The organism is Mesorhizobium sp. B2-5-11 (assembly GCF_006440835.1).
GTDB lineage: Bacteria > Pseudomonadota > Alphaproteobacteria > Rhizobiales > Rhizobiaceae > Mesorhizobium.
This window is the reverse complement of record NZ_VFUK01000004.1, coordinates 316,119-342,110: the sequence shown is the minus strand read 5'-3', so window position 1 is coordinate 342,110 and position 25,992 is coordinate 316,119. Positions and strand designations below refer to the sequence as shown.

Annotated in this window: 23 protein-coding genes; 15 read left to right on the top strand and 8 right to left on the bottom strand. The window is 64.0% G+C overall.

Features of this window, described 5'->3' with window-relative positions:
- The first annotated feature begins 13 nt into the window (after positions 1-13).
- The 4 genes from FJ490_RS15595 (at position 14) to FJ490_RS15580 (ending at position 4,318) form a co-directional block, all read left to right on the top strand.
- Entirely contained in the window at positions 14-1,009 is a 996-nt protein-coding gene (locus FJ490_RS15595) for a sugar kinase (protein ID WP_140728381.1), read from the top strand.
- A complete protein-coding gene (locus FJ490_RS15590; RefSeq protein ID WP_140517327.1) occupies positions 1,006-2,268 on the top strand; it encodes a D-tagatose-bisphosphate aldolase, class II, non-catalytic subunit in 1,263 nt (420 codons plus the stop codon). Before FJ490_RS15595 ends, FJ490_RS15590 begins: the two co-directional genes overlap by 4 nt.
- Before the next feature lie 113 nt (positions 2,269-2,381).
- Positions 2,382-3,878, top strand: a complete 1,497-nt coding sequence (locus tag FJ490_RS15585; RefSeq protein WP_140521364.1) for an aldehyde dehydrogenase family protein — start codon at positions 2,382-2,384, stop codon at positions 3,876-3,878.
- A 164-nt stretch (positions 3,879-4,042) separates the two neighbouring features.
- Positions 4,043-4,318 carry a hypothetical protein gene (locus FJ490_RS15580; RefSeq protein WP_140728382.1) on the top strand — a complete coding sequence of 92 codons (276 nt, stop codon included), beginning with the start codon at positions 4,043-4,045 and terminating at the stop codon, positions 4,316-4,318.
- 25 nt (positions 4,319-4,343) lie between these two features.
- Here FJ490_RS15580 and FJ490_RS15575 read toward each other — a convergent pair whose 3' ends face one another.
- Positions 4,344-5,570 carry an FAD-dependent oxidoreductase gene (locus FJ490_RS15575; RefSeq protein WP_140630459.1) on the bottom strand — a complete coding sequence of 409 codons (1,227 nt, stop codon included), beginning with the start codon at positions 5,568-5,570 and terminating at the stop codon, positions 4,344-4,346.
- Positions 5,571-5,733: 163 nt separating this feature from the next.
- Positions 5,734-6,831, bottom strand: coding sequence for a CaiB/BaiF CoA-transferase family protein (locus FJ490_RS15570; protein WP_140728383.1), 1,098 nt, complete (start codon positions 6,829-6,831; stop codon positions 5,734-5,736).
- Between the two features lie 122 nt (positions 6,832-6,953).
- Between FJ490_RS15570 and FJ490_RS15565 the strand changes: the two genes are divergently transcribed.
- Positions 6,954-7,976, top strand: a complete 1,023-nt coding sequence (locus FJ490_RS15565) for an LLM class flavin-dependent oxidoreductase (protein WP_140728384.1) — start codon at positions 6,954-6,956, stop codon at positions 7,974-7,976.
- Between the two features lie 52 nt (positions 7,977-8,028).
- The gene (locus FJ490_RS15560) at positions 8,029-8,676 is read left to right on the top strand and encodes a ThuA domain-containing protein (protein WP_140728385.1); all 648 of its coding nucleotides are present in this window, start codon (positions 8,029-8,031) and stop codon (positions 8,674-8,676) included.
- 23 nt (positions 8,677-8,699) lie between these two features.
- Here the strand turns inward: FJ490_RS15560 and FJ490_RS15555 are convergent, their stop codons facing one another.
- Together FJ490_RS15555 and FJ490_RS15550 are read right to left on the bottom strand one after the other, a co-directional pair.
- The gene (locus FJ490_RS15555) at positions 8,700-9,119 is read right to left on the bottom strand and encodes a VOC family protein (RefSeq protein ID WP_140728386.1); all 420 of its coding nucleotides are present in this window, start codon (positions 9,117-9,119) and stop codon (positions 8,700-8,702) included.
- A gap of 67 nt (positions 9,120-9,186) precedes the next feature.
- A complete protein-coding gene (locus FJ490_RS15550; RefSeq protein ID WP_140728387.1) occupies positions 9,187-11,214 on the bottom strand; it encodes an amidase in 2,028 nt (675 codons plus the stop codon).
- Between the two features lie 375 nt (positions 11,215-11,589).
- On the opposite strand from FJ490_RS15550, the gene FJ490_RS15545 reads away from it, so the two are divergent.
- Positions 11,590-11,790 carry a hypothetical protein gene (locus tag FJ490_RS15545; protein ID WP_140728388.1) on the top strand — a complete coding sequence of 67 codons (201 nt, stop codon included), beginning with the start codon at positions 11,590-11,592 and terminating at the stop codon, positions 11,788-11,790.
- Between the two features lie 65 nt (positions 11,791-11,855).
- Here the strand turns inward: FJ490_RS15545 and FJ490_RS15540 are convergent, their stop codons facing one another.
- Complete coding sequence (locus FJ490_RS15540; protein WP_140728389.1) at positions 11,856-13,004, bottom strand: amidohydrolase; 1,149 nt, start codon at positions 13,002-13,004, stop codon at positions 11,856-11,858.
- A gap of 98 nt (positions 13,005-13,102) precedes the next feature.
- On the bottom strand, positions 13,103-13,546 hold the full coding sequence (locus FJ490_RS15535) for an SRPBCC family protein (protein WP_140499234.1): 444 nt from the start codon (positions 13,544-13,546) through the stop codon (positions 13,103-13,105).
- Positions 13,547-13,794: 248 nt separating this feature from the next.
- Here FJ490_RS15535 and FJ490_RS15530 point away from each other — a divergent pair, with 248 nt between their 5' ends.
- The 6 genes from FJ490_RS15530 (at position 13,795) to FJ490_RS15505 (ending at position 21,911) form a co-directional block, all read left to right on the top strand.
- The gene (locus FJ490_RS15530) at positions 13,795-14,655 is read left to right on the top strand and encodes a xanthine dehydrogenase family protein subunit M (RefSeq protein WP_140499232.1); all 861 of its coding nucleotides are present in this window, start codon (positions 13,795-13,797) and stop codon (positions 14,653-14,655) included.
- The gene (locus FJ490_RS15525) at positions 14,655-15,131 is read left to right on the top strand and encodes a (2Fe-2S)-binding protein (RefSeq protein ID WP_140556297.1); all 477 of its coding nucleotides are present in this window, start codon (positions 14,655-14,657) and stop codon (positions 15,129-15,131) included. The genes FJ490_RS15530 and FJ490_RS15525 overlap by 1 nt, the downstream gene beginning before the upstream one ends.
- A 2-nt stretch (positions 15,132-15,133) precedes the next feature.
- Positions 15,134-17,398: a xanthine dehydrogenase family protein molybdopterin-binding subunit gene (locus tag FJ490_RS15520; RefSeq protein WP_140728390.1), complete on the top strand. Its 2,265-nt coding sequence runs from the start codon at positions 15,134-15,136 to the stop codon at positions 17,396-17,398.
- Entirely contained in the window at positions 17,398-17,643 is a 246-nt protein-coding gene (locus FJ490_RS15515) for a MoaD/ThiS family protein (protein ID WP_140728391.1), read from the top strand. The genes FJ490_RS15520 and FJ490_RS15515 overlap by 1 nt, the downstream gene beginning before the upstream one ends.
- Positions 17,644-17,992: 349 nt before the next feature.
- On the top strand, positions 17,993-18,805 hold the full coding sequence (locus FJ490_RS15510) for a Hachiman antiphage defense system protein HamA (protein WP_140728392.1): 813 nt from the start codon (positions 17,993-17,995) through the stop codon (positions 18,803-18,805).
- A 16-nt stretch (positions 18,806-18,821) separates the two neighbouring features.
- Positions 18,822-21,911: a DEAD/DEAH box helicase gene (locus tag FJ490_RS15505; RefSeq protein WP_181165258.1), complete on the top strand. Its 3,090-nt coding sequence runs from the start codon at positions 18,822-18,824 to the stop codon at positions 21,909-21,911.
- A 270-nt stretch (positions 21,912-22,181) separates the two neighbouring features.
- On the opposite strand, the gene FJ490_RS15500 is transcribed toward FJ490_RS15505, so the two are convergent.
- Positions 22,182-22,442: a hypothetical protein gene (locus tag FJ490_RS15500; protein WP_140728394.1), complete on the bottom strand. Its 261-nt coding sequence runs from the start codon at positions 22,440-22,442 to the stop codon at positions 22,182-22,184.
- 85 nt (positions 22,443-22,527) lie between these two features.
- Here FJ490_RS15500 and FJ490_RS15495 point away from each other — a divergent pair, with 85 nt between their 5' ends.
- Together FJ490_RS15495 and FJ490_RS32695 are read left to right on the top strand one after the other, a co-directional pair.
- On the top strand, positions 22,528-23,361 hold the full coding sequence (locus FJ490_RS15495) for a class I SAM-dependent methyltransferase (RefSeq protein ID WP_246672652.1): 834 nt from the start codon (positions 22,528-22,530) through the stop codon (positions 23,359-23,361).
- A gap of 201 nt (positions 23,362-23,562) precedes the next feature.
- A complete protein-coding gene (locus FJ490_RS32695; RefSeq protein WP_181165259.1) occupies positions 23,563-23,706 on the top strand; it encodes a hypothetical protein in 144 nt (47 codons plus the stop codon).
- 9 nt (positions 23,707-23,715) lie between these two features.
- On the opposite strand, the gene FJ490_RS15490 is transcribed toward FJ490_RS32695, so the two are convergent.
- Positions 23,716-25,923, bottom strand: coding sequence for a cation:proton antiporter (locus FJ490_RS15490; RefSeq protein WP_140728501.1), 2,208 nt, complete (start codon positions 25,921-25,923; stop codon positions 23,716-23,718).
- Between the last annotated feature and the right edge of the window lie 69 nt (positions 25,924-25,992).

The following is a 25,992-nucleotide window of genomic DNA, read 5'->3' as shown; positions in this document are numbered from 1 at the left end:
CCGGGCCTTCGCCATGCCAAGCAAATCCCCATTGAAGACACTGGCGCCCGATGGACTCGGGCCGACCGTCACCGTCGGCGAGATCCTGGTGGAGATCATGGCCAAAAGCCGTGGCAATGGCTTTCTCGAGCCCATCGAGCTGACCGGACCTTATCCGAGCGGGGCGCCGGCGATCTTCATCGACCAATGCGCCAGGCTTGGCGGGCGGGCCGGCATCATCGCCTGCGTCGGCGACGATGATTTCGGCAGGATCAATGTCGAGCGCCTGCGCCGGGACGGTGCGGATGTCACGGCCATCGCCGTCAGCCCCGACTATCCGACGGGCAGCGCCTTCGTGCGCTACCGCGAGGACGGTTCGCGCGACTTCGTCTACAATATCGGCAAATCGGCCGCGGCGCTGGTCGGCTTGACCCCTGAGGCCAGGGCGCTGCTGGCGCGTTCAGGCCACCTGCACGTCATGGGCACCGCACTCAGCATTCCCGCCATTTGGCAGGTGCTCGACCATGCCATCGATGTGGTCAAGGCGCGTGGCGGAAGCATCTCGCTCGATCCCAATCTTCGCAAGGAACTGCTCGGCCATGGCCAGACGCGCGAGCGCTTCGCGCGGCTTCTCGACATTGCGGATCTGATCCTGCCGTCGGGTGAGGAACTCCACACCGCTTCGGGCAACGACAATGAAGCCGACGCGCTCGCCTCGCTGTTTGCCCGCGGCGCCGGCGAGGTCGTCGTCAAGCGCGGCGCGTTGGGCGCGTCCCTGTTCGGCGCCGACGGCAGCCGCGTCGAGTCGCCCGGCTTCCTGGTCGAGGAGATCGATCCGACCGGCGCGGGCGACTGTTTTGGCGGTGCCTACATCGCCTGCCGCAGGCTCGGCATGCCTGCCGTGACCGCGCTCGATTACGCGAATGCGGCAGGCGCGCGCAACGTCACGCGGCAAGGCCCGATGGAAGGAGCCGGTACGCGCGCCGAACTCGATCTGTTCATTGCCAACACGCCGAGGCGACGCCCGTGACCGATCCATTGCTGAAACTTGCAAATTCCCGGCGGCGGGGCGCGGCGGAAGGCATCACCTCCGTCTGCTCGTCCCATCCGGTCGTGATCCGGGCCGCAGTGCGCGACGCCGCGCTGTTCTCGCGGCCGCTGCTGATCGAGGCGACCTGCAACCAGGTCAACCAGTTCGGCGGCTATACCGGCATGCAGCCCGCTGACTTCGTCGCGGCGGTGACCGCTATTGCAGGCTCCGAAGGCCTTGCGCCCGAGCGGGTCATCTTCGGCGGGGATCATCTCGGTCCCAATCCATGGCGAAAGGAAGATGCCGGCGCGGCCATGGCGAAGGCCGAGGACATGGTGTCCGCCTATGTCCGGGCCGGTTTCCGCAAGATCCATCTCGATGCCTCCATGGGATGCGCGGGCGAGCCGGCGGCGCTGGATGACGCTACGATTGCCAGGCGCGCCGCCCGCCTGGCGCGCAAGGCCGAGGACGCCGCCAGCGGGACCGACCGGCCACTCTACGTGATCGGCACCGAGGTTCCGCCGCCGGGCGGAGCGGATCATCTCATCGGCGAAATCAGCCCCACAAGCCTGTCCGCGGTCCAGCACACACTGGCGGTGCATCGGCAGATCTTCCACGAGAACGGCCTCGCAGACGCCTTCTCGCGGGTCATCGCCGTGGTGGTGCAGCCGGGCGTGGAGTTCGGCAACGAGAACGTGGTCTTCTACGATCGCGCCAAGGCGCTGCATCTGCGCGAATTGCTCGACCAGGAAGCGGGCCTGGTCTACGAAGCCCATTCCACCGACTATCAGACGCAAGCGGCCCTACGCGAACTGGTCGAGGACGGCTTTGCCATCCTCAAGGTGGGGCCGCAGCTGACTTTCGAACTGCGCCAAGCGCTCTATGGGCTGGACCTGATCGCCTCCGATCTGTTGCCCGACTACGGCGCGCGCCCGCTTTATCAGACCATGGAAGCGCTGATGACGGCCGATGCCAAGGACTGGCACAGCCACTACCACGGCTCTGCGGCGCAACAGCGCGTGCAGCGGCACTATTCGCTGTCGGACCGCATACGTTACTACTGGAACCATCAGGAGGCGATGGAAGCTGTCCAGCGATTGACGGCCGCCTTGTCGGGCAAGGCCGTGCCGGTGACGCTGTTCCATCAGCATCTGCCCGCGCTCGACCGCTTTGCCGGGCAGCCGCTCGATCCGGAGGCGGTGTTGGTGGCCGCGGTTCAGCAGGCGCTGGAGGGCTACCGCTTCGCCTCCAGCGGTTGAGCGGCCGATAGCCAGGGGACGCAGTTCGGTCATTTCGACGACTTGTCGGCTTACTTGCTTGAGGTGTGCCTGCACCGGGGTAATAGTCGCGACGGAATGGCGAGGAGGAGGATATGACGCTGAACTTCGACCCAAGGGCGAAGGCCGCGACGCTCTACCATGGCGAATTCCGGCCGATGTTCATCGGCGGCAAATGGGTCGCTGCGCAGTCCGGACAGGAGATGCAGGCGCTCAACCCGGCGACGGGGCAGGTGCTGGCGACGGTGCCGCGCGGAGGCGCCGCCGACATCGACGCGGCGGTGGCGGCTGCGCGCACCGCTTTCGAAGGTCCGTGGTCCGGATTTTCGCCTTACGAACGGCAGTGCGTGCTGCTCAGGATCGCCGATCTCTTCGAGAAGAACTGGGAAGAGCTCTGCGTCTCCGACACCCTCGACATGGGGCTGCCGATCACGCGCACGCTCGCCAACCGGCGCCGGGTCATCGGCATGCTGCGCTTCTATGCCGGGATGGCGACCGCGCTGCATGGCGAATCAATCGACAATTCGATCCCGGGCGAGATCGTCACCTTCACCCGGCGCGAGCCGGTGGGCGTGGTCGGCGCCATCATTCCCTGGAACGCGCCGACCGCCGCGTCGATCTGGAAGATCGCGCCGGCGCTGGCTACTGGCTGCACGATCGTGCTGAAACCTTCCGAGGATGCATCGCTGACGCCGCTTTTGATCGCGCGGCTGATGCAGGAAGCGGGCGTTCCCGACGGCGTTGTCAACATCGTCACCGGAACCGGGGCCGAAGCCGGCGCGCGGCTTGCCGAACATCCCGACGTCAACAAGATCGTCTTCACCGGCTCGACGCTCACCGGCCAGGCGATCGCCCGGGCGGGTGTTGCCAATCTAAAGCGCGTTTCATTAGAACTCGGCGGCAAGTCGCCGCTCATCGTGTGCCGCGACGCCGATATCGACAAGGCCGTTCCGATCGCGGCGATGGCTGTCTTCGTGCATTCGGGCCAGGTCTGCATCGCCGGTTCGCGGCTGTTCGTGGCGCGCGAAATCCATGACGAGTTCGTGCGCCGGCTCGCTGACTTCGCCGGCAGGCTGCGCATCGGCCACGGCATCGAAGCCGAAACCGAAATGGGGCCGCTCATCAATGCGCGGCAGGCCGGCAAGGTTGAGGGCTACATCAAGGCCGGCAGCGAGGAGGGCGCGGAACTGGTCGCCGGCGGATCGCGGCTGACCGGCGGCCTCTATGACGGCGGCAACTTCATCGCGCCGACCGTCTTCGGCGCAGTGTCCGACCAAATGACCATCGCGCGCGAAGAGATCTTCGGGCCGGTTATCTCGGCAATGCCCTTCGATACGCTTGACGAAGCCGTCGCCCGCGCCAATGCGACGCCCTATGGGCTGGCCGCCGGCATCTTCACCACTCATCTCGGCACGGCGCACAAGCTTGCCCGCCGGGTCAAGGCGGGTTCCGTCTGGGTCAACATGTACCACGCCATCGACCCCGCCGTGCCGTTCGGCGGCATGAAAATGTCCGGGTATGGCCGCGAGGGCGGCATCGAACATCTGCACGAGTATCTGGAGACCAAGTCGGTATGGATCCAGACCGACTAAGGCTTTTGTCGGTTGTCAGGCGAGCCGGCCTGCGCCGCCGGTTCCCAGGCTGCCGCTCATGCACGCCGGCTGCAAATCAACCGGCGCCCGTTCTCAGGAACTTTTCTTTATCCGGCGATTTTTGGATATAAGATGAAATCCGGTTGGCCAGGAAGGTGTTGTCGATGACGACGAAACGCTTCGCGATCTGCGCTCTCGCCCTTGTGATGGGCTGCGGCATCGTCTCTTCGGCGTCCGCCGGGGCCAGGCACCGCCACCACCAGGGCGAACCCGAACGCTATGTTCCCGCTGACGGCGATATTATCGACATACTGTTCGGCGGCCCGCGCTACTATGACCGGCAGCTTGTCACGATGGCCGCCGGCGCCTGTTCCTACCACCGGGTGGGGCCGGATGCGAATGCGCTGAACAAGATCAACGATCACCACTGCGGAAAATAGCGGGCCGACCGCTCCGCAAGCAGGCTCATGACGCTTCCCATCCGGGAAAGCGGTCCGGCCGCAGCCATGTCTGGGCTGGGCTGCCATTCCCGGAAAACACGGCGTCAACCAGCCAGCGCGCGGTGGCGGGGGCGGCATGCATGCCGATGGAACCCATGCCGCCATGCACGAACAGGCCCTCGATGGCCGTCCTGCCAGCGACCGGCAAGCCATCGGACAGCATCGGGCGGTTGCCGGGATAGACGTTCCTGACCTGCGGCGCGCCGAGGCCCGGCAGCATGCGCAGCGTGCGGCTGGCGATCCGGCTCGCCATGTCGGTGTTGCGGACGAGATCGCGGAAGGCCGGCTGGACGGAGGCGCCAAGCCTGGCATCGCCGCCGCCCATGGGGTTGAGGCAGATGGCTTCCACCGCCGGCTGGTCGTCGCGCTGCGCGGCGACATCGGCAAGGCTGTCGAGCCTCATGCGCCGGCCGAGCTCTTCCTGATCCGGCCAGGTCAATTCCTCGACGATCCAGGGCAGCTCGAAGTCGAGTTTTCCTAACTGGATCAACCAGCCGCGGCCGGCGGTGAAGGGCAGGCCGGGCAGCGGTCCGTCGCCGACGGTGCGGCGCAGAAGGTCCGACATCCACAATCCGTTGGCGATGAAGACGAGATCGGCGGGAACGATGCCCTGGTCGGTCAAGATACCCTGGACCTTGCCGCCCCTGGAGAAGATCTGGGCGACGCGCAGGCCAGTACGGATCGTCGCGCCGGCCTCACGGGCGGCGTGGGCGAAGGCATGTGTCGCGCCCATGGGTTCCAGCGTCCATGCACGGCCGACGGAATAGGCGCCTGCCACGTTGAAGCCGACACGCGGGTGGTCGCGCGCCAGTTCCTTGCCCGTGATCTTTTCCATTGCCACGCCGACTTCCCTGTAGCGGTCGGCCACGGCGGCAGCCGCCTCGAAACTCGCCTCGTCTTCGGAAATCAGCAGATGTGCGATGGCGGCGAATTCGAAGGGAACGGGTCCGTCGGCAAGCTCGGCATAGATCGCGACGCTGGCGTCCAGCAGTTCGACGACCTCTTTCTGCGGGCCGGTGAGCAAGGTGCCGGTGTTTCGTCCTGAGGACTCGGCGGCGATCATGCTCTGCTCGAGGATCGTCGTCTTGAGACCGTGGCGGGCCAGTTCATAGGCGAGCGTGCAGCCGGCGATGCCGCCGCCGATGACCACGGCATCCATTGGTGTCTGGACGCGAGTCGAGTTGAAGGACATGGAGCGCAGCCTCCTCCCAATGAAAGCATCTCGTATACTCGTATACGAGATGCTTTTCAAGTATGCCGCCCACGACTGCCGCAAGTGCCGCCACGATATCGTCTTCGGTCCGAGCCGGGCGCAGGCCAGTCGGCGATTTCCTCAGCAAAGGCGGGTAGCCTATTCAACGACTTGCGGCTGGATCCGCAAGTTCGGCACGAATCTCCGCACCATGTTCGTCGCGTGCCGGACTTTTCGCCGGTGCCTTTGCCGTCCGTTTGGAAAAACGGGGGGCGGAGACAGCTTGGAGCGCGCCATTCTCGACCAACCAGGAGCCGCGTGCGGCCATGTGCGGATGCAGCGCCGCCTCATGCGGGCTGAGCACAGGCCCGACGCAGGCATCCGTTCCTTCGAACAATTTCATCCACTCGTCTCGGGATTTTTCGGCAAAGATCGCTTCCAGCCGGCTGCCGAGCTCAGGCCAGAGGCCGCGGTCGAACTGAGCGGCGAACTGCGGATCGCCGCCCAGACCAAGCCTGTCGAGGAACAGCGCATAGAATTTCGGCTCGACGCACTGGACGCTGATGAAGCCGCCATCAGACGTGCGGTAGACGCGGCACCAATGCGGTCCGTCCAGAAGGCTCCGGCCACGCTCGGCGGCAAGCCCGCCGGATGGTGCGAGCGACATCAACAGGTTCATCATATGGGCCGAGCCGTCGACGATCGCCGCGTCGACGACCGTGCCTTCACCACCGGCGCGGGCGTTCATGATAGCGGCCAGCATGCCGATCACCAGATAGAGCGCGCCGCCGCCTATGTCGCCGACCAGCGTCGGCGGCGCCATTGGCGGCTCGCCCGGCAGGGAAGCATACCAGAGTGCGCCCGACACGCCGGTATAGTTCATGTCGTGGCCGGCGGTGCGGGCGAGCGGGCCTTCCTGCCCCCAGCCGGTCATGCGGCCATAGGCCAGGCGAGGGTTGGCGGCCAGACACACATCTGGACCAAGCCCGAGACGCTCCATCACGCCCGGCCGGAAGCCCTCGATCAGGCCGTCGGCGGTGGCGATCAGGCGCATCAGCACGGCAACGTCCTCGGCATCCCTGAGGTCGAGCGCGATAGAGCGCTTGCCGCGATCGAGCAGCGAGCGCTCGGGAAGGCCCGGCACGGATGCATGCTTGCGGTGGACGACGATCACGTCGGCGCCGAGATCGGCGAGCAGCATGCCGGCAAAGGGCGCCGGCCCCAACGCCTCGATCTCGACAATGCGGATTCCCCTGAGCATCCCACCCTCCACGGCATTCAAACTTTCGGTAAGGCACACTTTTGGTGTCACGCAGGGGCGACGGTGTGTAACCCTGCTCTTTTGGCATTGAAGCACGTGTCGCCGGTATATACGTCAGGGCCATGAAAAAAATCGGTTTCCTGTCATTCGGGCACTGGACGCCCTCGTCGCAATCGCAGGTGCGCTCGGCGTCGGACGCGCTGTTGCAATCCATTGATCTCGCCGTCGCGGCCGAGCAACTCGGCGCTGACGGCGCGTATTTCCGCGTCCACCATTTTGCCCGACAGCTCGCCTCGCCATTTCCGCTGCTGGCGGCGGTCGGCGCCAAGACCAGCCACATCGAGATCGGCACGGCGGTCATCGACATGCGCTACGAGAATCCGCTCTACATGGCGGAGGACGCGGGTGCCGCCGACATCATCGCAGGCGGGCGCCTGCAGCTCGGCATCAGCCGGGGCTCGCCCGAACAGGTGATCGATGGCTGGCGCTATTTCGGCTACGCGCCGCAGGAAGGCAAAAGCGACGCCGACATGGCGCGGCATCACGCCGAGGTCTTCCTCGACACGCTGCGCGGCGAGGGCTTCGCCCAGCCCAATCCGCGGCCGATGTTTCCCAACCCGCCCGGCTTGCTGCGCCTGGAGCCGCATTCTGAAGGCCTGCGCGAGCGCATCTGGTGGGGTGCCGCCACCAACGCCACTTCGGAGTGGGCGGCGAAGCTGGGCATGAATTTGCAGAGCTCGACCCTCAAATTCGACGAAAGCGGCAAGCCCTTCCATATCCAGCAGGCCGAGCAGATCCGGATCTATCGCAAGGCCTGGAAGGCGGCCGGCCATGAACGCGAACCGCGCGTCTCGGTCAGCCGCAGCATTTTCGCGCTGGTCGACGACCGGGACCGCGCCTATTTCGGGCGCGGCAATGAGGGCCGCGACCAGATCGGCTTCATCGAGGAAAACACGCGGGCGATCTTCGGGCGCAGCTATGCCGCCGAGCCGGACGTGCTGATCAAGGAGTTGGCCGAGGACGAGGCGATCGCCGAGGCCGACACGCTGCTGCTCACCGTGCCCAACCAACTCGGCGTCGACTACAACGCCCATGCCATCGAGGCGATCCTGACCCATGTCGCGCCGGCGCTGGGTTGGCGCTGACAGCCGAGCCGTGTAACCATCGCTGCTGCGGACAGTTCAGGAGGTTCACTGCATGGCGAAAAAGGCCTTGATTGCCTGGGGTGGATGGGAAGGCCATACGCCCCAGCGCAGCGCCGCTGTGGTGCGCGACATGCTGGAGCGCAACGAATACACGGTCACACTCGGCGAGGGCACGGCGATGTTTGCCGATCCGGAGCTGAACTCATTCGATCTCATTGTGCCCGTCATCACCATGTCGAAGATCGAAAAATCCGAGCTGCAGAATCTGACGCGCGCGGTTCGACAGGGAACGGGACTCGGCGGTTTCCACGGCACGATGGGCGACAGTTTCCGCAACGAGCCCGACTATCAGTTCATGACCGGCGGCCAATGGGTCGCGCATCCCGGCGACATTATCGACTATCGCGTGGTCATCATCAAACCGGACGATCCGATCACGAGAGGCATCAGCGACTTCGCCTATCGGTCGGAGCAGTATTACATGCATGTCGACCCGAGCAACGAGGTGCTGGCGACGACCACCTTCACCGACGAGCATTTCCCGGGCATCGGCGGCGTCGACATGCCGGTTGTCTGGAAGCGAAGATATGGCGCAGGCAAGGTCTTCTACAGTTCGCTCGGACACACGGCGGATGAGTTCGCGGTGCCTGAAATGGCTGTCATCGTCGAGCGCGGTTTGCTGTGGGCCGCGCGTGGGTAATGCCCACTGAAACCGCGACAGCCCTACCAATCGGCGACGCGATCGCCGCCTGTGAATTGCGCGCTCTTGCCGGTGTATTCGAACAGTTCGATCTTCACGCCGTCGGGGTCGCGCAGCCAAGCCTGATAGGTGTCGTCGCAGGCGAGTTTTTTCGCGGTGACCTCCACACCCCTGGACGCGATATGCGCGATCGCGGCGTCGATATCCTCCACCTCCAGGCAGAAATGGTTGATCTGGTTCGTCTCGCTGAACCGCGCACCCTCTTTGTGAAAAACCTCGATATGGCTGCGGCCGCCGCAATTAAGGTAGAAACCGAAAATCTTTCCGTCGCGCAGGAAATTGAACTGGATATCAATGCCCAGGACATCCTCGTAGAAGCGCCGTGTCTCGTCCAGATCATTGGCGAAGATGCAGACATGGGCGAGTTGTTTGACCTTGATCATGGCTGGCTCCTCATAATTTCGCAGGTTCACATAGCCCGGCGCGAAATTGGCCCGCGTGGGCTCATCGTCATTCAATCCCGCCGGTGACCACATAGGCGCCCGCGCTGCGTCCATCCCGCAGCCGCATCACCGCCGTGACGATCGAGCCGTAGGGGCCGCGCCAGACGCTGTGGATCCGTTGATGCTCCGCGGCCGGGACAAACGCCCGGCCGGTCAAACGCGCGCCGGCTCGCCGCATCGCTACGGCCTCTCCGTTGACATGCACCTTGATGCAAGCGTGCTCGGTCTCGGTTGCGTCGACGGGGAGGTCGAGCGTGATGACGATCTCGTCCTGATCGCCGCTGTCGCGCGTCTCGGCCGCAAGCTTGATTGCGAGCGCGGGCGCCTCGCCATTGCCGGCTTGAGTGGGCCGGCGCGAAAACACGTCATCGGCCAGTTCGGGCGTGCGCGGCGGGCGTGTGCGGCGCCGCGTGGAGCGCTCGTAATCGCCGGCTATGCGCAACAGCCTTTCATCGTCATAGGCCTTGCCGGCGAAGGTCAGGCCGACCGGCATGCCGATGTCGGCCATGGTGCCCATCGGGACGGTAACGGTCGGGATGCCGAAATGCCGCCACACCAGATTGCCGTTGGCGACCCAGGTGCCGTTGCGCCAGGCAAGCGCGGCGGAGGCCTCAGTGATGTCGGCATCGGCGGGCCCGACATCGGCGACGGCAGGCAGCACGACGGCATCAAGCCTGTTCGCGTCCAGCCAGTCCTCGAAATCGAGCCGCCGCGTCGCTTCCAGCCCTTTCAGCCCGTCCTCCATCGTCGGAATGGCCCGGAACGGCGTGACGCCTGATTTCGCGCGCTCGACATACTGTGCCAAGTCGAAACCGCCTTCATAACGGTCGGGCAGCGTGCCCGGTGGCTGCGGAAAGATTTTCGGGCCGTCGACCGAAACGAGATCGGGGATGTTCAGATCGGCGTTCGCGCGCAAAAAATCATCCCAGGCTGAGATGCAGAGGTCCCAGATCTCGCGATCGGCGAAGTCCGGCGGCACCAGAGCGCGGTCGACCATGGTGCGCGCGCCGGGGCGATCGCGCTCGTAGTTGGAGACGACAGGAAAATCGACCTCCATCACCTCGGCTCCAAGCCGTCTCAGGTCCGCCGCCGCTTGCTCCCAGAGATCAAGCACGGAGGCGCGGGTTTCGATCCGCCGGTCGGCGCCGCTGTCGCGGCCGATATACATTCTGGGTACGCCAAGCCGCATGCCTTTCAGCGACCCCGCTAGCACCAGATCGGTATAGCGCGGCGGTCGGATTTCGGAACTCTTCGGCAGCGCGATCCAGGGCTGCGCGCGCCAGAAATCGCCTCGCGTCTCGGGATCGTCGGCGACGATCACATCCAGCAATTCGAGCATGTCGGGCACGCTGCGCGTGTGCGGCACGACGACATCCATGGTCGGCACCAGGGGCCAGTTGCCGCGCACCGAAATGACACCGCGCGACGGCGTGTAGGCTACCAGCGCGTTGTTGGTGGCCGGCGCACGGCCGGACGACCAGGTTTCTTCGCCAAGCCCGAAAGCGCAGAAGCTCGCCGCTGTCGCGGTGCCCGAGCCATTCGAGGAGCCGGACGCGAAGGCGGCGGTCAGGTAATCGGCATTGTAGGGGCTTTCGGCGCGGCCATAGACTCCGCGCTGCATGCCGCCATTGGCCATGGGCGGCATGTTGGTGAGGCCGATTAGCACCGCGCCGCCGGCGCGCAGCCGGGCGACGGTGAAGGCGTCCTCGTTGGCGATGAGATGCTCGAAGGCCGGCGAGCCGGCGGCAACAGTCAAGCCGGACACCTGGTAACTGTCCTTGGCGGTGTAGGGAATGCCATCGAGCGGGCCGAGCGTCTTGTCCTGGCTGCGGCGCCGATCCGAAGCCGCGGCTTCCTCGAACATATCAGGATTGAGAACCGGCACCGCATTGAGGCTGATGCCGCGCCGGTCGAAATGCGCGATGCGCCTGAGATAAGCACCGACAAGTTCGACGCTGCTCACCGTGCCATCGTCGAGTGCGCGCCGCAACTGTTCGATCGTCGCTTCGACGATGTGAAAGCTGGCATCGGTCATCTTCTGGCCCCTGGCGATCGTTTCCAGGCATGGATGAGCGAGGCCGCCGGCTTCGGCAAGGGCCAATCGCGATTGACGGTGGTCCTGGCGCGGGTCAGGCGCGGTGCCGCGGTTGGATATCCTAGTTGGCAAAAAGCGGCTGACCGATGCAACCTCTAATAGAGACGGCGCGTCAGGTGCCCTCTGGAATGGCGAGGTCCGGATCCGGCAACGAGGAGTTGCGCCTCTGGTGTAGTCCTTGGGCAACTCTTCGCCAAATAGTGAATATCCGTCCCTCAAGGCGACTTGCAAGCTTAAGCTGAAGCTCGCAGAAGTTGCGGCAGAAGCATGCATTGAAGAAAACTCATGCCGCCGCCCCAGCATGAAAGGGGGATCATGCCTGACCAGAATGCCCTGATCCGCGCTGCCATTGGGCGGCTGCTCTCCGAAAAAACCGGGGTTGCCGCCCTTTCAATGGAGGAAAGCATTGACGAATTGCTGGAGCGAACCGGCGAGACGGTGACCGAGGACAGCCTGCAGGACCTGCTGCTCGAGATGGCCGAGGTCCGTGGAATGACGGTTGTTCTCGACGTTTAGCGAGCCATGCCACCACAGCCCGCGCGTGGCGTGCCGGCTCGCCCCGATCGGCCATCCGGCCTATTTCACCCCAGCAAGTTGCGCGCCGTGCGCATGAAGATCTTCGACCCGATCGGGATCAAATCGTCGGGGAAATCATAGTCGGGATTGTGCAGGGCAGGGTGGCGCTCGCCGGCGCCGAGGAAGAACATGGCCGACGTCGCGCTGTGGCCGAACAGGCCGAAATCCTCCGAGGCGCGCATCGGCAGGGCTTCTTGCGTGTGCGCGACGCCCTCTTCGTCGAGGGCGCGTTGCAGATGCTCCACCGCGTCCGGCGCGTTGACGCTGGCGACGAAGATCTCGTGGTAGTCCCAGCTTGCGGACAGGCGATGCTGGCCCGCGATTTTCGTGACCAGCGCTTCCGCGGCGGCGCACAGATCCGCCATGCGCTCGTCGCGCCGGGTGCGCAGCGTCGCCCAGACCTCGGCGTGGGCCGGCGCGATGCCGAACACGGCCTCGCCCATCTCGGCGTGGGTCACGGTGACCATGCCGAAATCGTCGTCGGCGAAAGTTCCGTGCCCGAGCGCGGGCAGGGCAGGCATCAACTCGCTGATCGCCGGCATCGGCGAAATTCCGGTCTCGGGCATGGAGGAATGCGCGGTCTTGCCCTCCAGCACGATGCGCATGCCGCGCGAGGCACAGTTGACCACGCCGGGCTTGAGCCGCACCTCGCCGAACGGCACGCCGGGCAGATTGTGCAGCGAGAAAGCGAAATCGGGCGCGATCTCGCCGAAGCGGGGGTCGGCGACGACGCCGGCGGCGCCATTGCCGGTTTCTTCCGCCGGCTGGAACATCAGCACGACGCGACCGCTTGCAGGCCGCTCGCGCCCGAGCTGGCGGCCGAGCGCCGCCAGGATCGCGGTGTGTCCGTCATGGCCGCACATATGCGACTTGCCCGGCACGCGTGAGGCATGCGGCACGCCGGACAGCTCTTCGATAGGCAGCGCATCGAGTTCCGAACGAAACAGGACGGTTGGTCCGTTTTTGCCGCTGTCGTAGACGGCCGCGACACCATGTCCGCCCAATCCGGTCAGCACCTTGTCGGGATTGGTATCGGCGAGGAAGTCGACGACGGCTTTCGCCGTCTTTTCCTCCTCGTTCGAGATTTCCGGCTGCTGGTGCAGCTTGCGCCGCCACTCGGTCAGCTCGACGATGTCCCGGTTGGTGAGAGTCATGATTTTGGCCTCCGCTGTATCGCTCACGACGCGCCCGATCGACCGGGCGCGTCGGAAGGATAGCTAGCGGCAAATGGCTGAAACCGCCACCGTCTGGCCTATTGATTTATCTCGGGCTCGACGAGCTTTGCCAGGTTCCGCAGCGACTCCTGCCAGCCGAGATAGCAGGCCTCGACCGGGATGACGTCGGGAATGCCGGCCTGGGTGATGTCGATCTCGGTGCCGACAGATACTTTTTTCAGGGTGACGGTCACCTGGATCTCGCCCGGCAGATTGGGGTCGTCGAACCTGTCGGTGTAGCGCAGGCGCTCACCGGGAACGAGTTCGAGATACTCGCCGCCGAAGGCATGGCTGTCGCCGGTGGTGAAGTTGCGGAACGACATCTTGAACGTGCCGCCCACCTTGCCCTCGAAGTGATGAACCGTGCAGGTGAAGCCGTTCGGCGGCAGCCACTTCGCCAGCGCGTCGGCCTCGACGAAGGCGCGATAGACTTTTTCCGGGCTGGTGGTGAGAACACGGTGCAAACGTACGGTGCCGGGCATATCATATCCTTTCATAATGCCTGTTCGATGCCCCAAGGACGAGCGGGGCCCGGCCAGTCCGACACCGGCTCCTGGAATTTTTTCAGAGCCTCGGCCGCGGCCTGCGCGACTGGCTTACGCCAGTTCAGCCTGGGTTGGGACTCGATTTTGCGGCGGCTGGCCCAATCGTCGAAAATGACGAACCGGATAGCCATTATGAGGAGACTGTTTATAACGGTCGCTGAGATCGCTGTGACCAAGGGGAGACGATGCGCTACATACGTCCACTTTCAATCGAAGATGCCGTTGGCCACTTGGCCGGATCGGCCGGAACGGCGGCCATTCTCGCCGGAGGCAGCGACCTGCTGGTGAGGATGAAGGGCGGCTTCATCGAACCCGAACTGATCGTCGACATCAAGGCGATCGCGGCCTTGAGCGAAATCAGGGAAACGGCCGACGGCTTCAGCATCGGTGCGGCGGTGCCCTGCGCGGTGCTGGGAGAGAACGCGGCCCTGAAGAAGGCCTGGCCCGGCGTCGTCGAGGCGGCCAAGCTGATCGGCTCGAAGCAGGTGCAGGGACGCTGCACCATCGTTGGCAATCTGTGCAACGCCTCGCCGGCGGCCGACAGCGTGCCGGCGCTGGTGGCGGCCGGCGCCAGGGCGGTGATCGTCGGGCCCGCGGGCCGGCGCACCATTGCGGTGGAGGCGGTGCCGACCGGACCGGGCAAGACGTCGCTCGCCAAGGGCGAGATCATCGAGGCGATCCTGCTCGACAGCCAAGCGCCGCGCTCGGGCGACGCCTATCTCAGGTTCATTCCCCGCACCGAGATGGATATCGCGGTGGTCAGCGCCGGCGTGAACCTGACGCTCGACGAGCAAGGTGTCGTCAAGGCTGCCCGCGTGGCGCTGGGTGCCGCCGCGCCCACGGTGCTTCTGGTGCAGGAGGCCGCCGAGGCCCTCATCGGCAGGACGCTGGACGAAGCCGCGCTCGAGCGGCTCGCCAAGGTCTGCTCCGGGGCCTGCCGGCCCATCGACGACAAGCGGGGCACGATCGAGTTCAGACGGAAAGTCGCGGGCGTGCTGGCCAGGCGGGCCGCCACGTCAGCCTACAAGCGTGCAGGAGGCAAGTGATGGCCGGTGTAGCAGTTTCAACCACGATCAACGGCGACAGTGTCGAGTATCTCTGCCAGCCCGACGAGACGCTGCTCGACGTGCTGCGCGACCGGCTCGGGCTGACCGGCGCCAAGGAAGGCTGCGGCACCGGCGATTGCGGCGCCTGCAGCATCATCCTCGACGACCGGCTGGTGTGCTCGTGCCTGGTGCTGGGCGCGGAGGCGCAAGGGCGCCGCGTCGAGACCGTCGAGGGCATGGCGCATGGCGACCAGTTGCATCCGCTGCAGCAGAAGTTCCTGGAGCACGCCGCGCTGCAATGCGGCGTCTGCACGCCGGGCTTCCTGATCGCGGCGAAGGATCTTCTGGCCAAGAACCCCGACCCGACCGAGGAGGAGATCCGCTTCGGGCTGGCCGGGAATCTCTGCCGCTGCACCGGCTATGACAAGATCGTGCGCGCCGTCCAGGACGCCGCAAGCGTGATGAAGGGAGCCTGACGATGAATTTCGATCCGCGTTTTTCCAATCGCAATTTCGCTTCGGTCGGCACGCGTCCCATCCGTCCCGACGGCGTCGACAAGGTGACCGGCCGGGCCCGCTACGGCGCCGACTTCAACATGGCCGGCCAACTGGTCGGGCGTGTGCTGCGCAGCCCGCACGCGCACGCCAAAATCAGGAAGATCGATACCTCGAAGGCGGAAAAGCTCGCCGGCGTGAAGGCGGTGATCACCGCGGCCGACCTGCCGGACCTCACCGACGGCGATGCCGCCATGTACGACATCCTCGACAATTGCATGGCGCGCACCAAGGCGCTCTATGACGGCCATGCGGTGGCCGCTGTCGCCGCGATCGACGCCCGCACCGCCAGGCAGGCGCTGAAGCTGATCGAGGTCGACTACGAGGTGCTGCCGCATGTCACCGATGTCGACCAGGCGATGCAGCACCACGCGCCCCTGATCAACGACGCCATCTTCACCGAGGGGCTGGAGGAAAAGCCGGTCAAGCCGTCCAATGTCACCAAGCGCAGCCAGTTCGGCCATGGCGACGTGCATCAGGGTTTTGGCCAGGCCGACTTCATCGTCGAGCGCTCCTTCAAGACCGAGCAGACGCACCAGGGCTATATCGAGCCGCATGCCTGCGTGGCCAACGTCAGCTCCGACGGCACGGCGGACCTGTGGGTGTGCACTCAAGGGCATTTCGTCTACCGCCAGCATTGCGCCCAGCTGCTGGGCATGGAAGCCTCGAAGCTGCGCGTCACATCCTCCGAGATCGGCGGCGGCTTCGGCGGCAAGACCCATGTCTGGGCCGAGCCGGTGGCACTCGCTCTGTCGCGCAAGGCCGGCCGGCCGGTGAAGCTGGTGATGACCCGCGACGAGGTGTTCCGCGCCTCGGGCCCGACCAGCGCCACCTCGATCGACGTCAAGATCGGCGCCCGCAAGGACGGCACGATCACCGCGGCGGAAGCGACGCTGCGCTACACAAGCGGCCCTTATGCCGGCACCTGGGCCGAGATCGGCGCCATGACGGCGTTCGCCTGCTACAGGCTGGAGAACGTCAAGACCGTCGGCTTCGAAGTGCTGGTCAACCGGCCGAAGACCGCGGCTTACCGCGCGCCGTCGGCGCCGATGGCGGCCTTCGCGGTGGAAAGCGCCGTCGACGAGCTCGCCAAGGAGATCGGCATGGACCCGGTCGACTTCCGCATCAGGAACGCGGCGCAGGAAGGCACGCGATCGTCCTACGGCCCGGTCTACGGCCCGATCGGCATCGGCCCGACGCTGGAGGCGGTGAAGAACCATGCGCACATGAAGGCGCCGCTGGGTAAGAACCAGGGCAGGGGCATGGCCTGCGGCTTCTGGTTCAATTTCGGCGGCCAGACCTGCACCGACCTCAACATCGGCATGGACGGCTCGGTTTCGCTTGCCGTCGGCACGGTGGATGTCGGCGGTTCCCGCGCCTCGCTGTCGCTGGTGGCGGCGGAGGAGCTCGGCATCGATTATTCGCAGGTCAAGGCCGTCGTCGCCGACACGTCCAGCCTCGGCTACAACGACATGACCGACGGCAGCCGCGGCACCTTCTCCTCCTCCATGGCGACCATCTCGGCCGCCCGCAACGCCATCAAGGTGCTGCGCGAGCGCGCTGCGCAGATGTGGGACATTTCCGTCGACGACGTGGCCTGGGAACAGGGCCAGGCGGTGGCCAAGGGCGAGAAGCACGGCAATCTCGGCAAGCTGTCGCTGAAGGAGATCGCGGCGCAATCCGGCAAGACCGGCGGGCCGATCGCCGGCCATAGCGAGCTCGTCGCCGACGGCGCCGGCGTCTCCTTCGCCACCCATATATGCGACATCGAGGTCGACCCCGACACCGGCTCGACCAGGGTGATCCGCTACACGGTGGTGCAGGATGCCGGCAAGGCGGTGCATCCGACCTATGTCGAGGGCCAGTACCAGGGCGGTGCCGCGCAAGGCATCGGCTGGGCGCTCAACGAGGAGTATATTTACGGCAAGGACGGGCGGCTGCAGAACGCCGGCTTCCTCGACTACCGCATCCCGGTCTGCTCCGACCTGCCGATGATCGACACGCAGATCCTGGAAATCCCCAACCCCAACCACCCCTATGGCGTGCGCGGCGTCGGCGAAACCTCGATCGTGCCGCCGCTGGCGGCGATCGCCAACGCGGTGTCGAACGCCGCCGGCGTGCGCATGACCCACATCCCGATGTCGCCCCCGCGCATTCTCGCGGCGATCGAGGCGGAACGGGAAGGCTAATGGTCGAAGTGACGCTCTGGGGCGCGCTGGGCACCGCCGCCGGGGGCAAGAGCAAGGTCGAGATCGAGGCCAAGGACATCAGGGAGCTGTTCAGGAAACTGGCTGAACAGTATCCCGGCCTGGAGCCGTTGATCGACCGGGGGATCGCGGTGGCGATCGACGGGGTGATTTATAGGGACACGTGGGGGAAGAAGCTGCCGGAAGGGGCGGAGATTTTTTTGTTGCCGCGGTTGGCTGGGGGGTGATGGGGGAGGCGCCTCGCTGCGATCGCTTAGCATCGAGGGTGAAGACGTCTTGATAGGGGCCGATAATGGACAGTCAGGTCTTGGCGGCAGTCGCGAAGATACCTGCCGTTGTGTAGCCGACCCCATTGCGGTCGTTTCACGATCACTGACGACTTCCCGAAAGCCGCGGTTGCTGGCACGCTGTTGCGCCGAGTATCCGTCACGCCAACAAATGGTAGCTTGGAGCCCATCTTCAGCACCATTGATCGACTGACGGTGTGAAGCTGGGGAAACGCGAACAATTTCATGCAACGTAACTTCACTGGTTCCTCGCTAAAGTGGCATAGTTGCCTCCAATGTTGGAGGAGCTATGACTACGCCTGCTCATGTTGGGTGGCTGGTGAAATCACCGACTGCCATAAAGACCGCAAACGGCAATCTCATTGAAATTTGGACGCTGAATCATTCGAAGGACGACACGACGCTTTCCGACTGGGCGCGGCATTTTCGTCAGCATTACTGCAAGGATGCGGATCTATCGAAGTATGTTTCCGGCACGCCGTGGACAAATGCGCAATATCTAACGTCGGTAAAATTTCCTGACGAGAGACAAGCGACCGGACCCAGCACGCGTTCCGGGGATTTTGGCGAGATACTTCTCGCAGACTACGTAGAGTATATCCTCAATTACTGGTGCCCTCGCGAAGGAAGATACGAGAACCGTGACAACCGAAACGTCCCCTCAAACGGCTGCGACGTGCTGGCGTTTAAGTTTGTTCAGGACGATGCGGTAAACGCCGGCGACGAACTGCTACTACTTGAATCCAAGGCCGGGCTGAAAACCCTGCGGAAAAACCGGCTCCAGCAGGCTGTCGACGACTCCATCAAAGATCTGATGCGAGAAGCAATGTCATTGAACGCAGTTAAGCAGCGGCTGCTTCGGTCCGACCCCGTCGCCGCCGCGCGCGTCGAACGTTTTCAGCACGAGATGGATCGGCCGTTTAAACGAGTCAACGCGGCCGCGGCTGTCCTGGATGATGCCGTCTTCAGCAGCTTGGACCTGACACTTACAGATCCGTCAAAGCATCCCAACCTGGCGAATTTGAAACTGCTGGTCATCAAGGGTACCTCGATGATGGACTTGGTTCACCATCTCTACGAGAGGGCAGCAAATGAGGCCTGAGCGCGGTTCTAATGTGATGCTGGCTTCGATCAGGGCCCGCGCAAAGATGCACGAGCTTCGGGCCGCATCCGAGGACTACAATCAAATCAGCCGCGATCCGGCCGCACTGTTCGCCCTCGCTGTCGGCATACTGGGGGATGCGGCAGCGGCAATTGCTGACAGCTTCCTTGACCCCGAACTCGCTACAGGCCGACCACAGCTCTGGGACGATGGTGACGGCTCAATTGCCGAGATGGTGCGGTTCTCAGCCATATTCTTTGATGCATACCTCGACGCACAACTCGAGCCAGATATCAGCAGTGAGTTCTCGCTCCTGTGCGCGACCTCTTATTATCTAGGTGAGAGCGTTGGGAGCGCGGCCGTTGTCTCGAAACGCTCCGAACTGCCAAACATCGCGCTAGGTCACGGTCTTGCGAGGCTCGCCTATTCGATCCTGCGATCGGACTATCAGCCCATCGAGGAGAGTTTTGTATACCATCAGTTTTCGATTGATCTTCTTGCCGCACTTAGGGATTTTTTCGATCTCACCGGCACCGAACTAGCCATCCGAGTGCTTTGCAAACGTTTGAAAACATGGGTTTACGATGCGGGCTCGGCCCGTGAGCTCTTGTATGCCGACATTGTCATCGCTCTATGCGCCAAGAAATTAGCCAGCGCGTGCCGCACTATTCTCCCACCGTCATCGCTTTTGACTCTAGCCGATTGGGCACCGGCGCTTCGGAAGAGCGATTTTCCGACAGAACTTTGGCCTGCTCAGAAGCTGATTTGTGCAGACGGGCTCCTCGCCGGCCGGTCCGCCGTCGTTCAGATGCCAACGAGCGCCGGCAAGACGCGCTCCACAGAGTTTCTCATAAGGGCGCATTTTCTAGCGAAGCGGTCCTCACTCGTCGTAATCGTCGCGCCGTTTCGTTCGCTTTGTCACGACATTCGGTCCGATATGGTTCGAGCATTTAACGGTGAGAACACACTCATCGACGAAGTATCGGATTCGTACCTTTTCGACGTCGATTTCAAAAAAATCCGGCGCCAGAATTCTGTTTTCATCATGACCCCCGAGAAGCTTCTGTACATGCTGAGGCGGGCGCCTGAGCTGGCCGAGGAAATTGGACTGGCGCTTTTCGATGAAGGCCATCAATTCGATGGCTTCCGGCGGGGACCTTCCTACGAACTGCTCTTATCGTCTATGAGGATTTCTTTGCCATCGACTGCGCAAAAGATCCTCATTTCTGCAGTTATCACCAATGCCCCGCAAATAGCGGACTGGCTTGTCGGTGATGCAAACGCGGTGGTGCACGGCAAATCGCTCTTGCCGACGGCGCGCAACATCGCATTTGCCAGTTGGGAGTTTGAGCGTGCTTGGCTGAAGTATGTAAGTCCCCATGACCCGGAGCAGATGGAATTTTTCGTTCCGAGGGTGGTCGCCTCGACGGTACTTCAGCGGAAGAAGAAGGAGCTTGTCGACCGGCTTTTTCCCGAGAAGAGCACCACGAGGACGCACACGGACATCGGTCTATTTCTAGGCCTGCATCTAGCAGAGAACGGAAGTGTTGCGGTTTTCTGCGGAACCAAGGAAAGCGTCGGAACTGTCTGCAAACGTGCAGTGGATATCTACGAGCGCAAGTTCGAAGTGACGCCGCCGATTAGTTACTCGGATGCTGCGGAGATCAGGCGGATCGCCGCGCTGGCGGGCAAACACCTTGGTGAAACCTCCGAGGTAGCCCGAGCGGCATCGCTAGGTATTCTTTCCCATCATTCGAATTCGCCGCCCGGCCTTCGGCTCTCCATCGAACATGCTATGAAGGCTGGCCTTGCGAAGATGGTTGTGTGCACATCAACGCTCGCACAGGGCGTCAATTTTCCAATCCGCTACCTCATCGTAACGTCCACGCAGCAGGGCCAGGAGGAAATTAAGGTCCGTGACTTTCATAACCTGATGGGCCGTTCCGGCCGCGCCGGGATGTATACAGAAGGGAACGTGATATTCTCTGCGCCTACCTTGATCGACCAGAAGAAGGGGGTGGGCGGTTGGAGGTGGGACAAAGCCAAACGACTGCTCGACCCGTCCCAGTCCGAGCCTGCTTCTTCGAGCATCCTAGAGTTGTTTGCCAACTTCAATCAGCCAATTCCGCTGAAGCAGCCACTTCAGCTCACAATTCCGGACAGCTGGCTTGATCTAACTTTTGCGACGCCGGAACATCTGTCGCAACTGACCAAGGCCGTCACCGACAAATTCCCTATGGTCGATCCACTACGCTACAGGGCCTATCTGGCGGATCGCGCGAGGGCTGTGCAGAGTATCGCGGCCTATTTGGCGAACTACGTCGACTTTTCCAGTGACCTCGCTATCGAGCGGGTGAACGAACTTGCTAGAAACACCCTGGCCTACCACCTCGCGGATGATGCTACTCGGCTTCGATTGCTGAATGTCTTTGCGACAACAGCGAAAGCCGTGGAATTGGCGGGTGACGCAGGACTGATCGAACAGATCAGACGGTCCCCCCTGCCTCCGTTGGACATCAAGCACATCAGCGCGTGGACACTCGCGAACGTGGCGGGGCTCGAGGCGCTCTCCGATTCCGATCTTGCGGAAGCGATCATTGCCAAGGCCATAGAGCACGTTCAAGCCCCAGTCTTGGAAAAGCTCGACGCTAGGCAGATCAGTACATGCTTAGGCGGCTGGATGTCGGGCGCGAGCTACTATGAACTGTGCCTGCCCCTTGCGGCCTCGGGTCTCAGGATTGGCGTGGCCCGGGTGACGCCCAACCATGTCGTCAATATCTGCGAGAACGGCTTTTCCTACGACCTCGCGATGGTCATCTCCTCAATAGCCGATCTAATTGAACCCGTCGCTGCGGCGCTGTATGAGCGGCTGGTAGTCCTCCAAAAGCGTGTGAAATTCGGGCTGGAATCTCCGGCTGCCATCGCGTTCTTCGAAGCCGGCTTCGCGGACCGTGTAGTTGCGCAGTCGCTTGCCGAAAAATTTCCTGGCGTGGTCGATAGAAAGGACGCTGGTAATGCGTGCCGGAAGGAATCCGATCGTGTCGCCGAGGTGCTGCAGTCGTTCCCGTCATTCTTCAAGTACGTGGCCAATGAACTGCGCACCTAGTATTGAGATCGGTGTTCTTCCGCGGTGCATGGCTTCCGACGACGTGGTCAAAAAATGACGCGATACTGGTAGGTATAGATTCACCATCCGCGTTGCGTGCCACCTCATCTGAGTCATTCGCCTCCCCGAAAGCTGTCGTCTACATTCGAAGCAAATTGGCCTGAGTGGTCTTCAGTGGCCGGATAGCGGCGCGGTGCTGCCGGACAACTTAACGTGGCCGCGACACGCAAGGTGAGGTTGGGCGTTCGACGATAGTTGCCTGCGCCTCCGTCACGCGCTGCGCTTGGAAGGTTTCGTGTTGAAATACAGCCAGTTGAGAAATTCGTCGGCGTCGGTGAAATCGGCGCCTCCGATGCGCCTCCGCAGTGCGTCGATGGTAGCGCACAATTGCGTGTATCTTTCGGCTGACAGCGTTGCGACAGTTGGACTTCGAGGCGTGCTAATGCCGATCGCCGCTAGGGCCCCGGAGGTATTGCCGTTGAAGATAGCGTATCGCTTCGGGGCGAAGGTGCAGAGAATCTCCGTGATCATATTCACGCCTACCCAAATTCGCAGGGCATTGCGTGATGCCGCTCGGTGCGCTTCTATCCCTGCCGCGCCATTGGGGGGTAATCAATTGTCTGCCAGGAACGAAACGTCCACCGGCCATGAAGCGAGCGAGGCCGGTTGGCTCGATCTTCATTTCGAATCCTCGCGTCCCGAATATGAGGCGGCCTTGCTCGATGCCGGCATCCGCCCGGGCTGGCGCGTGCTCGATGCCGGTTGCGGCAGCGGCGGCTTCCTGCCGCTCATCGCCAGCGCCGTCGGCCCTTCCGGCTTCATTGCCGCGCTCGACCTCGCGCCCGAAAACATCGCCCGGGTCGAGGCGCTCGCGGGCACGCTGTCCGAGCCGCCGGAAATTGCCACGTATGTCGGCAGCATCCTGTCGCTGCCATTCGCCGACGCATCGTTCGATTGCGTCTGGTCCGGCAATGTCATGCAGTATCTGACGCCGGCCGAGTTCGAGCTTGCCGTCGGCGAGGCCAGGCGCGTGCTGAAGCCGGGCGGCATCTTCGCCGTCAAGGATTTCGATTCGACCATCCTGCAGATCCTGCCCATGGACCGGGCGCTGCTGGCACGCTTCATGGCGGCGAGGCTGCAGGGTTTCCGCGAGCGGGGCGTGCTCGGCACCGATTGCGGTTCGACGCTTCCGGCGCGCCTGCGCCAGGCTGGCCTGGAGGTCGTCAGCCGCAAGGGCTGGCTGGTCGAGCGCTGGGCGCCCGCGCCTCGCTTCACGCGCGACTATGTTGCCGACCTGCTGGCCTATTTTGCCAGCGTCGCGCCGGGCTATGCCTTGCCTGATGCCGACCAGGCCTATTGGCGGGAGCTGAAGCAGCGGCCGGATCGTCTGCTCGACGATCCGGACTTCTGCTACCGCGAGTTCTTCGTCATGGCGGTTTGCCGGACATAGCGCTCCGCCGCGACGGCCGAAGCCGCGGCGCTGCGCGAGGCCCCAGGCAAACCCGGTTCCGAGAACGAGACTGAGCCAAGCCGCATTCGCCAGCCCTCCGCTCAAATGGCCGGCTTTCGAGCGAATTTCTTCGCGAACCGTTAATTCGGCCGTGCTGTTAATAAGCATCTGCTAATGAACTGGTTCGCGCGGGGGTACGCAATGACCAAGAATCTCGGCAATGCACGCTATGTGCCGCCAAAGGAGCAGCAAGGCTCGGTCCTCGGCAAGGTCGCGCCGGCCTTGTTCCCGCTGGCCGTGGTCGCGCTGGGCTATATGATCGGCAGGCAGTTCTTCGGCCTCTAGGCTCCGCCATCAGGCGCCGGTTTCGGCCGCGGCCTCGGGCCTTGCTTCGGCGCGGATGCGGTCGCTTGCCACGAGCACAACCGGGCAGGGGACGGCGGCCAGCACCGCCATGGCGGTGTCGCCGAAGAACAGTTCCTCGCCCGGCCGCTGCGTGACGCCCATCACCACCATCGCCGCCCCCTTGGCCACTTCCCTGGCGATCGCCTTGTCGGGGGTGGCGCGGGCGCGGATGGCGGTATCGACGGCAACGCCGTAGCGGTCGGCGAGATCGACGACGTCCTTGAGCACCGCCTCCTCGCGGCGGTGCGAAACGGTGCCTTGCCGGGCGCCTTTGCGCGCCTGCGAGACATAAAGCACCTTGACCCGCGCCCGGTGCGGCCTTGCCAGCGCCAGGGCGAAATCGGCGGCGCGGCGCGACACTTCCGTGCCGTTGACCGGCACCAGGATGGTGGTGCCCGCGCGTAGCACCGGCATCTTGCCCCCGGCGCCGGCCCCGTTCAGCACCAGGCAGAGCGGACCGTCGAAGCCGCTGGTCATGTCGTTGAGCGCCTCGGTGAAAGATCCCTTCTCGGTCAGCATGGCCTCGAGCCCGACCAGCAGCAGGCCGTAGCCCTTGCGCGCCTCCTCGGCGATCGTCCGTGCGGTCGCCTCGCGTTCGCTGCGGGCGGTCAGATGCACCTTCTCGACCGGCGTGTCCTCGGCCTTGCGAACCGCCCTGGCGCTCCTGGCGGCACCCTTCTTGACCTCCTTCAGGGCGCGCTCCGGGCCCTTGTCGCGGGCCGGGCCGGCAAGCCTGCCGTCCTTGAGGTGGAGAAGCGTGGTCGGCATGCCGCTGCCGCCGCCGACCAGGCCGGCGAGATAGGCGGTGAACTTGCCGACCGGGCTGTCGTCGACCAGCAGCAGCAGCCGCTCCAGCTTGGAGACGAAGCCGCGCTCGTCGAGCAGCTCGCGGTCGACGCGCTGCTTCTCGGCGTCTTCGACGGGCAGCCGGCCGAGCGCCCAGCGCAGCATGGGCGGCATGGCGAGCGTGGTGATGACAGCCATGGTGACGATCATGGTGAACAGATTGTGGGAGAGGATGTTCATCGACAGGCCGATCGAGGCGACGATCACCTCGGTCGAGCCGCGCGCGTTCATGGCGCTACCGACGGCGGTCGCCTCCTTCAGCGTCATGCCGGCGAAGCGGCCGCCGATGAAGGCGCCGCCGAACTTGCCGATACTGGCGATGAGCACCAGCGCCAGCGTCAGCAGCGCCAGCGTCGGGTCGGCGAGTACGGTGAGGTCGGCCGAAAGCCCGGCCATGCCGAAGAAGATCGGCATGAAGAGCGCCGTGATGACGCCGCGCAACTGGCTCTCGATGTGGCTGGACAGGATCGGCGATTCGCCGACCAGTATGCCGGCGACGAAGGCGCCCAGCACGGTATGGACGCCGATCAGATTGGTGATCAGCGCCATCACGCCCATGATGATCAGGATGACCGATATGACGGCGTATTCGCTGCGGAAGGAATCGTTGCTCCAGCGGATCAGCGTGAACACCAGCCGGCGGCCGATGGTGAAGGAGAACACCATGAACAGCGCCACTTCGGCCACCGTTACCACCAGCGGCACGATTTGGAGGCTGCCATTGGTGGCGATGCCGAAGGTGACGGCGATGATCAGCCAGCCGATCGTGTCCTCGATGATGGCCGAGGAGATGATGACCTGGCCGAGATTGCGGCGCATGAAGTTCATCTCGCGCACCACCATGGCGACGATCTTGACCGAGGAGATCGACAGGGCCGTGCCAAGGAAAAGCCCGGCGACGACGCGCTCGCCGGGGTCGGGCAGCAGCGTGTCGGGCAGGAACTGCGCCAGCGCGAAACCGCAGGCAAAGGGCACGACGACGCCGGTGACCGAGATCGAAAAACACGCCGCGCCCACCCGGCGCACCAGGCGCAGGTCCGTCTCCATGCCGGTGAGCAGCAGGAGCAGCAGGACGCCAAGCTGGGAGACCGCCTCGATCATGCTCTTCTGCGCGGGGTCGGTCGAGAAGATCAGCTGCTGTGCGCCGGGCCAGAGCCAGCCGAACAGGGAAGGCCCCAGCAGGATGCCGCCGATCAACTGGCCCATGATCGCCGGCTGGCCGTAGCGCTGGAAGATTTCGCCCAGGCCGCGCCCGACCAGAAGCAGAAGCACGATCTCGGCGACGAAAACGCCCTCCGCCGAGCCGCCCATGCCCGCGGCGTGGCTGCTTGCCTGGGCTGCCCAGGCCGGGCCTGCTAAGGCAAGGACGGCGGAAGGGAT

Coding starts and splice junctions, on each gene's coding strand:
- FJ490_RS15500 (WP_140728394.1), bottom strand. CDS start 22,442: ATGATCACGGAGATTCTCTGCACCTTCGCCCCGAAGCGATACGCTATC.
- FJ490_RS15535 (WP_140499234.1), bottom strand. CDS start 13,546: ATGCCCGGCACCGTACGTTTGCACCGTGTTCTCACCACCAGCCCGGAA.
- FJ490_RS15530 (WP_140499232.1), top strand. CDS start 13,795: ATGCGCTACATACGTCCACTTTCAATCGAAGATGCCGTTGGCCACTTG.
- FJ490_RS15580 (WP_140728382.1), top strand. CDS start 4,043: ATGACGACGAAACGCTTCGCGATCTGCGCTCTCGCCCTTGTGATGGGC.
- FJ490_RS15545 (WP_140728388.1), top strand. CDS start 11,590: ATGCCTGACCAGAATGCCCTGATCCGCGCTGCCATTGGGCGGCTGCTC.
- FJ490_RS15570 (WP_140728383.1), bottom strand. CDS start 6,831: ATGCTCAGGGGAATCCGCATTGTCGAGATCGAGGCGTTGGGGCCGGCG.
- FJ490_RS15490 (WP_140728501.1), bottom strand. CDS start 25,923: ATGGGCGGCTCGGCGGAGGGCGTTTTCGTCGCCGAGATCGTGCTTCTG.
- FJ490_RS32695 (WP_181165259.1), top strand. CDS start 23,563: ATGACCAAGAATCTCGGCAATGCACGCTATGTGCCGCCAAAGGAGCAG.
- FJ490_RS15565 (WP_140728384.1), top strand. CDS start 6,954: ATGAAAAAAATCGGTTTCCTGTCATTCGGGCACTGGACGCCCTCGTCG.
- FJ490_RS15595 (WP_140728381.1), top strand. CDS start 14: ATGCCAAGCAAATCCCCATTGAAGACACTGGCGCCCGATGGACTCGGG.
- FJ490_RS15575 (WP_140630459.1), bottom strand. CDS start 5,570: ATGTCCTTCAACTCGACTCGCGTCCAGACACCAATGGATGCCGTGGTC.
- FJ490_RS15585 (WP_140521364.1), top strand. CDS start 2,382: ATGACGCTGAACTTCGACCCAAGGGCGAAGGCCGCGACGCTCTACCAT.
- FJ490_RS15550 (WP_140728387.1), bottom strand. CDS start 11,214: ATGACCGATGCCAGCTTTCACATCGTCGAAGCGACGATCGAACAGTTG.
- FJ490_RS15520 (WP_140728390.1), top strand. CDS start 15,134: ATGAATTTCGATCCGCGTTTTTCCAATCGCAATTTCGCTTCGGTCGGC.
- FJ490_RS15515 (WP_140728391.1), top strand. CDS start 17,398: ATGGTCGAAGTGACGCTCTGGGGCGCGCTGGGCACCGCCGCCGGGGGC.
- FJ490_RS15525 (WP_140556297.1), top strand. CDS start 14,655: ATGGCCGGTGTAGCAGTTTCAACCACGATCAACGGCGACAGTGTCGAG.
- FJ490_RS15540 (WP_140728389.1), bottom strand. CDS start 13,004: ATGACTCTCACCAACCGGGACATCGTCGAGCTGACCGAGTGGCGGCGC.
- FJ490_RS15560 (WP_140728385.1), top strand. CDS start 8,029: ATGGCGAAAAAGGCCTTGATTGCCTGGGGTGGATGGGAAGGCCATACG.
- FJ490_RS15510 (WP_140728392.1), top strand. CDS start 17,993: ATGACTACGCCTGCTCATGTTGGGTGGCTGGTGAAATCACCGACTGCC.
- FJ490_RS15505 (WP_181165258.1), top strand. CDS start 18,822: ATGCTGGCTTCGATCAGGGCCCGCGCAAAGATGCACGAGCTTCGGGCC.
- FJ490_RS15555 (WP_140728386.1), bottom strand. CDS start 9,119: ATGATCAAGGTCAAACAACTCGCCCATGTCTGCATCTTCGCCAATGAT.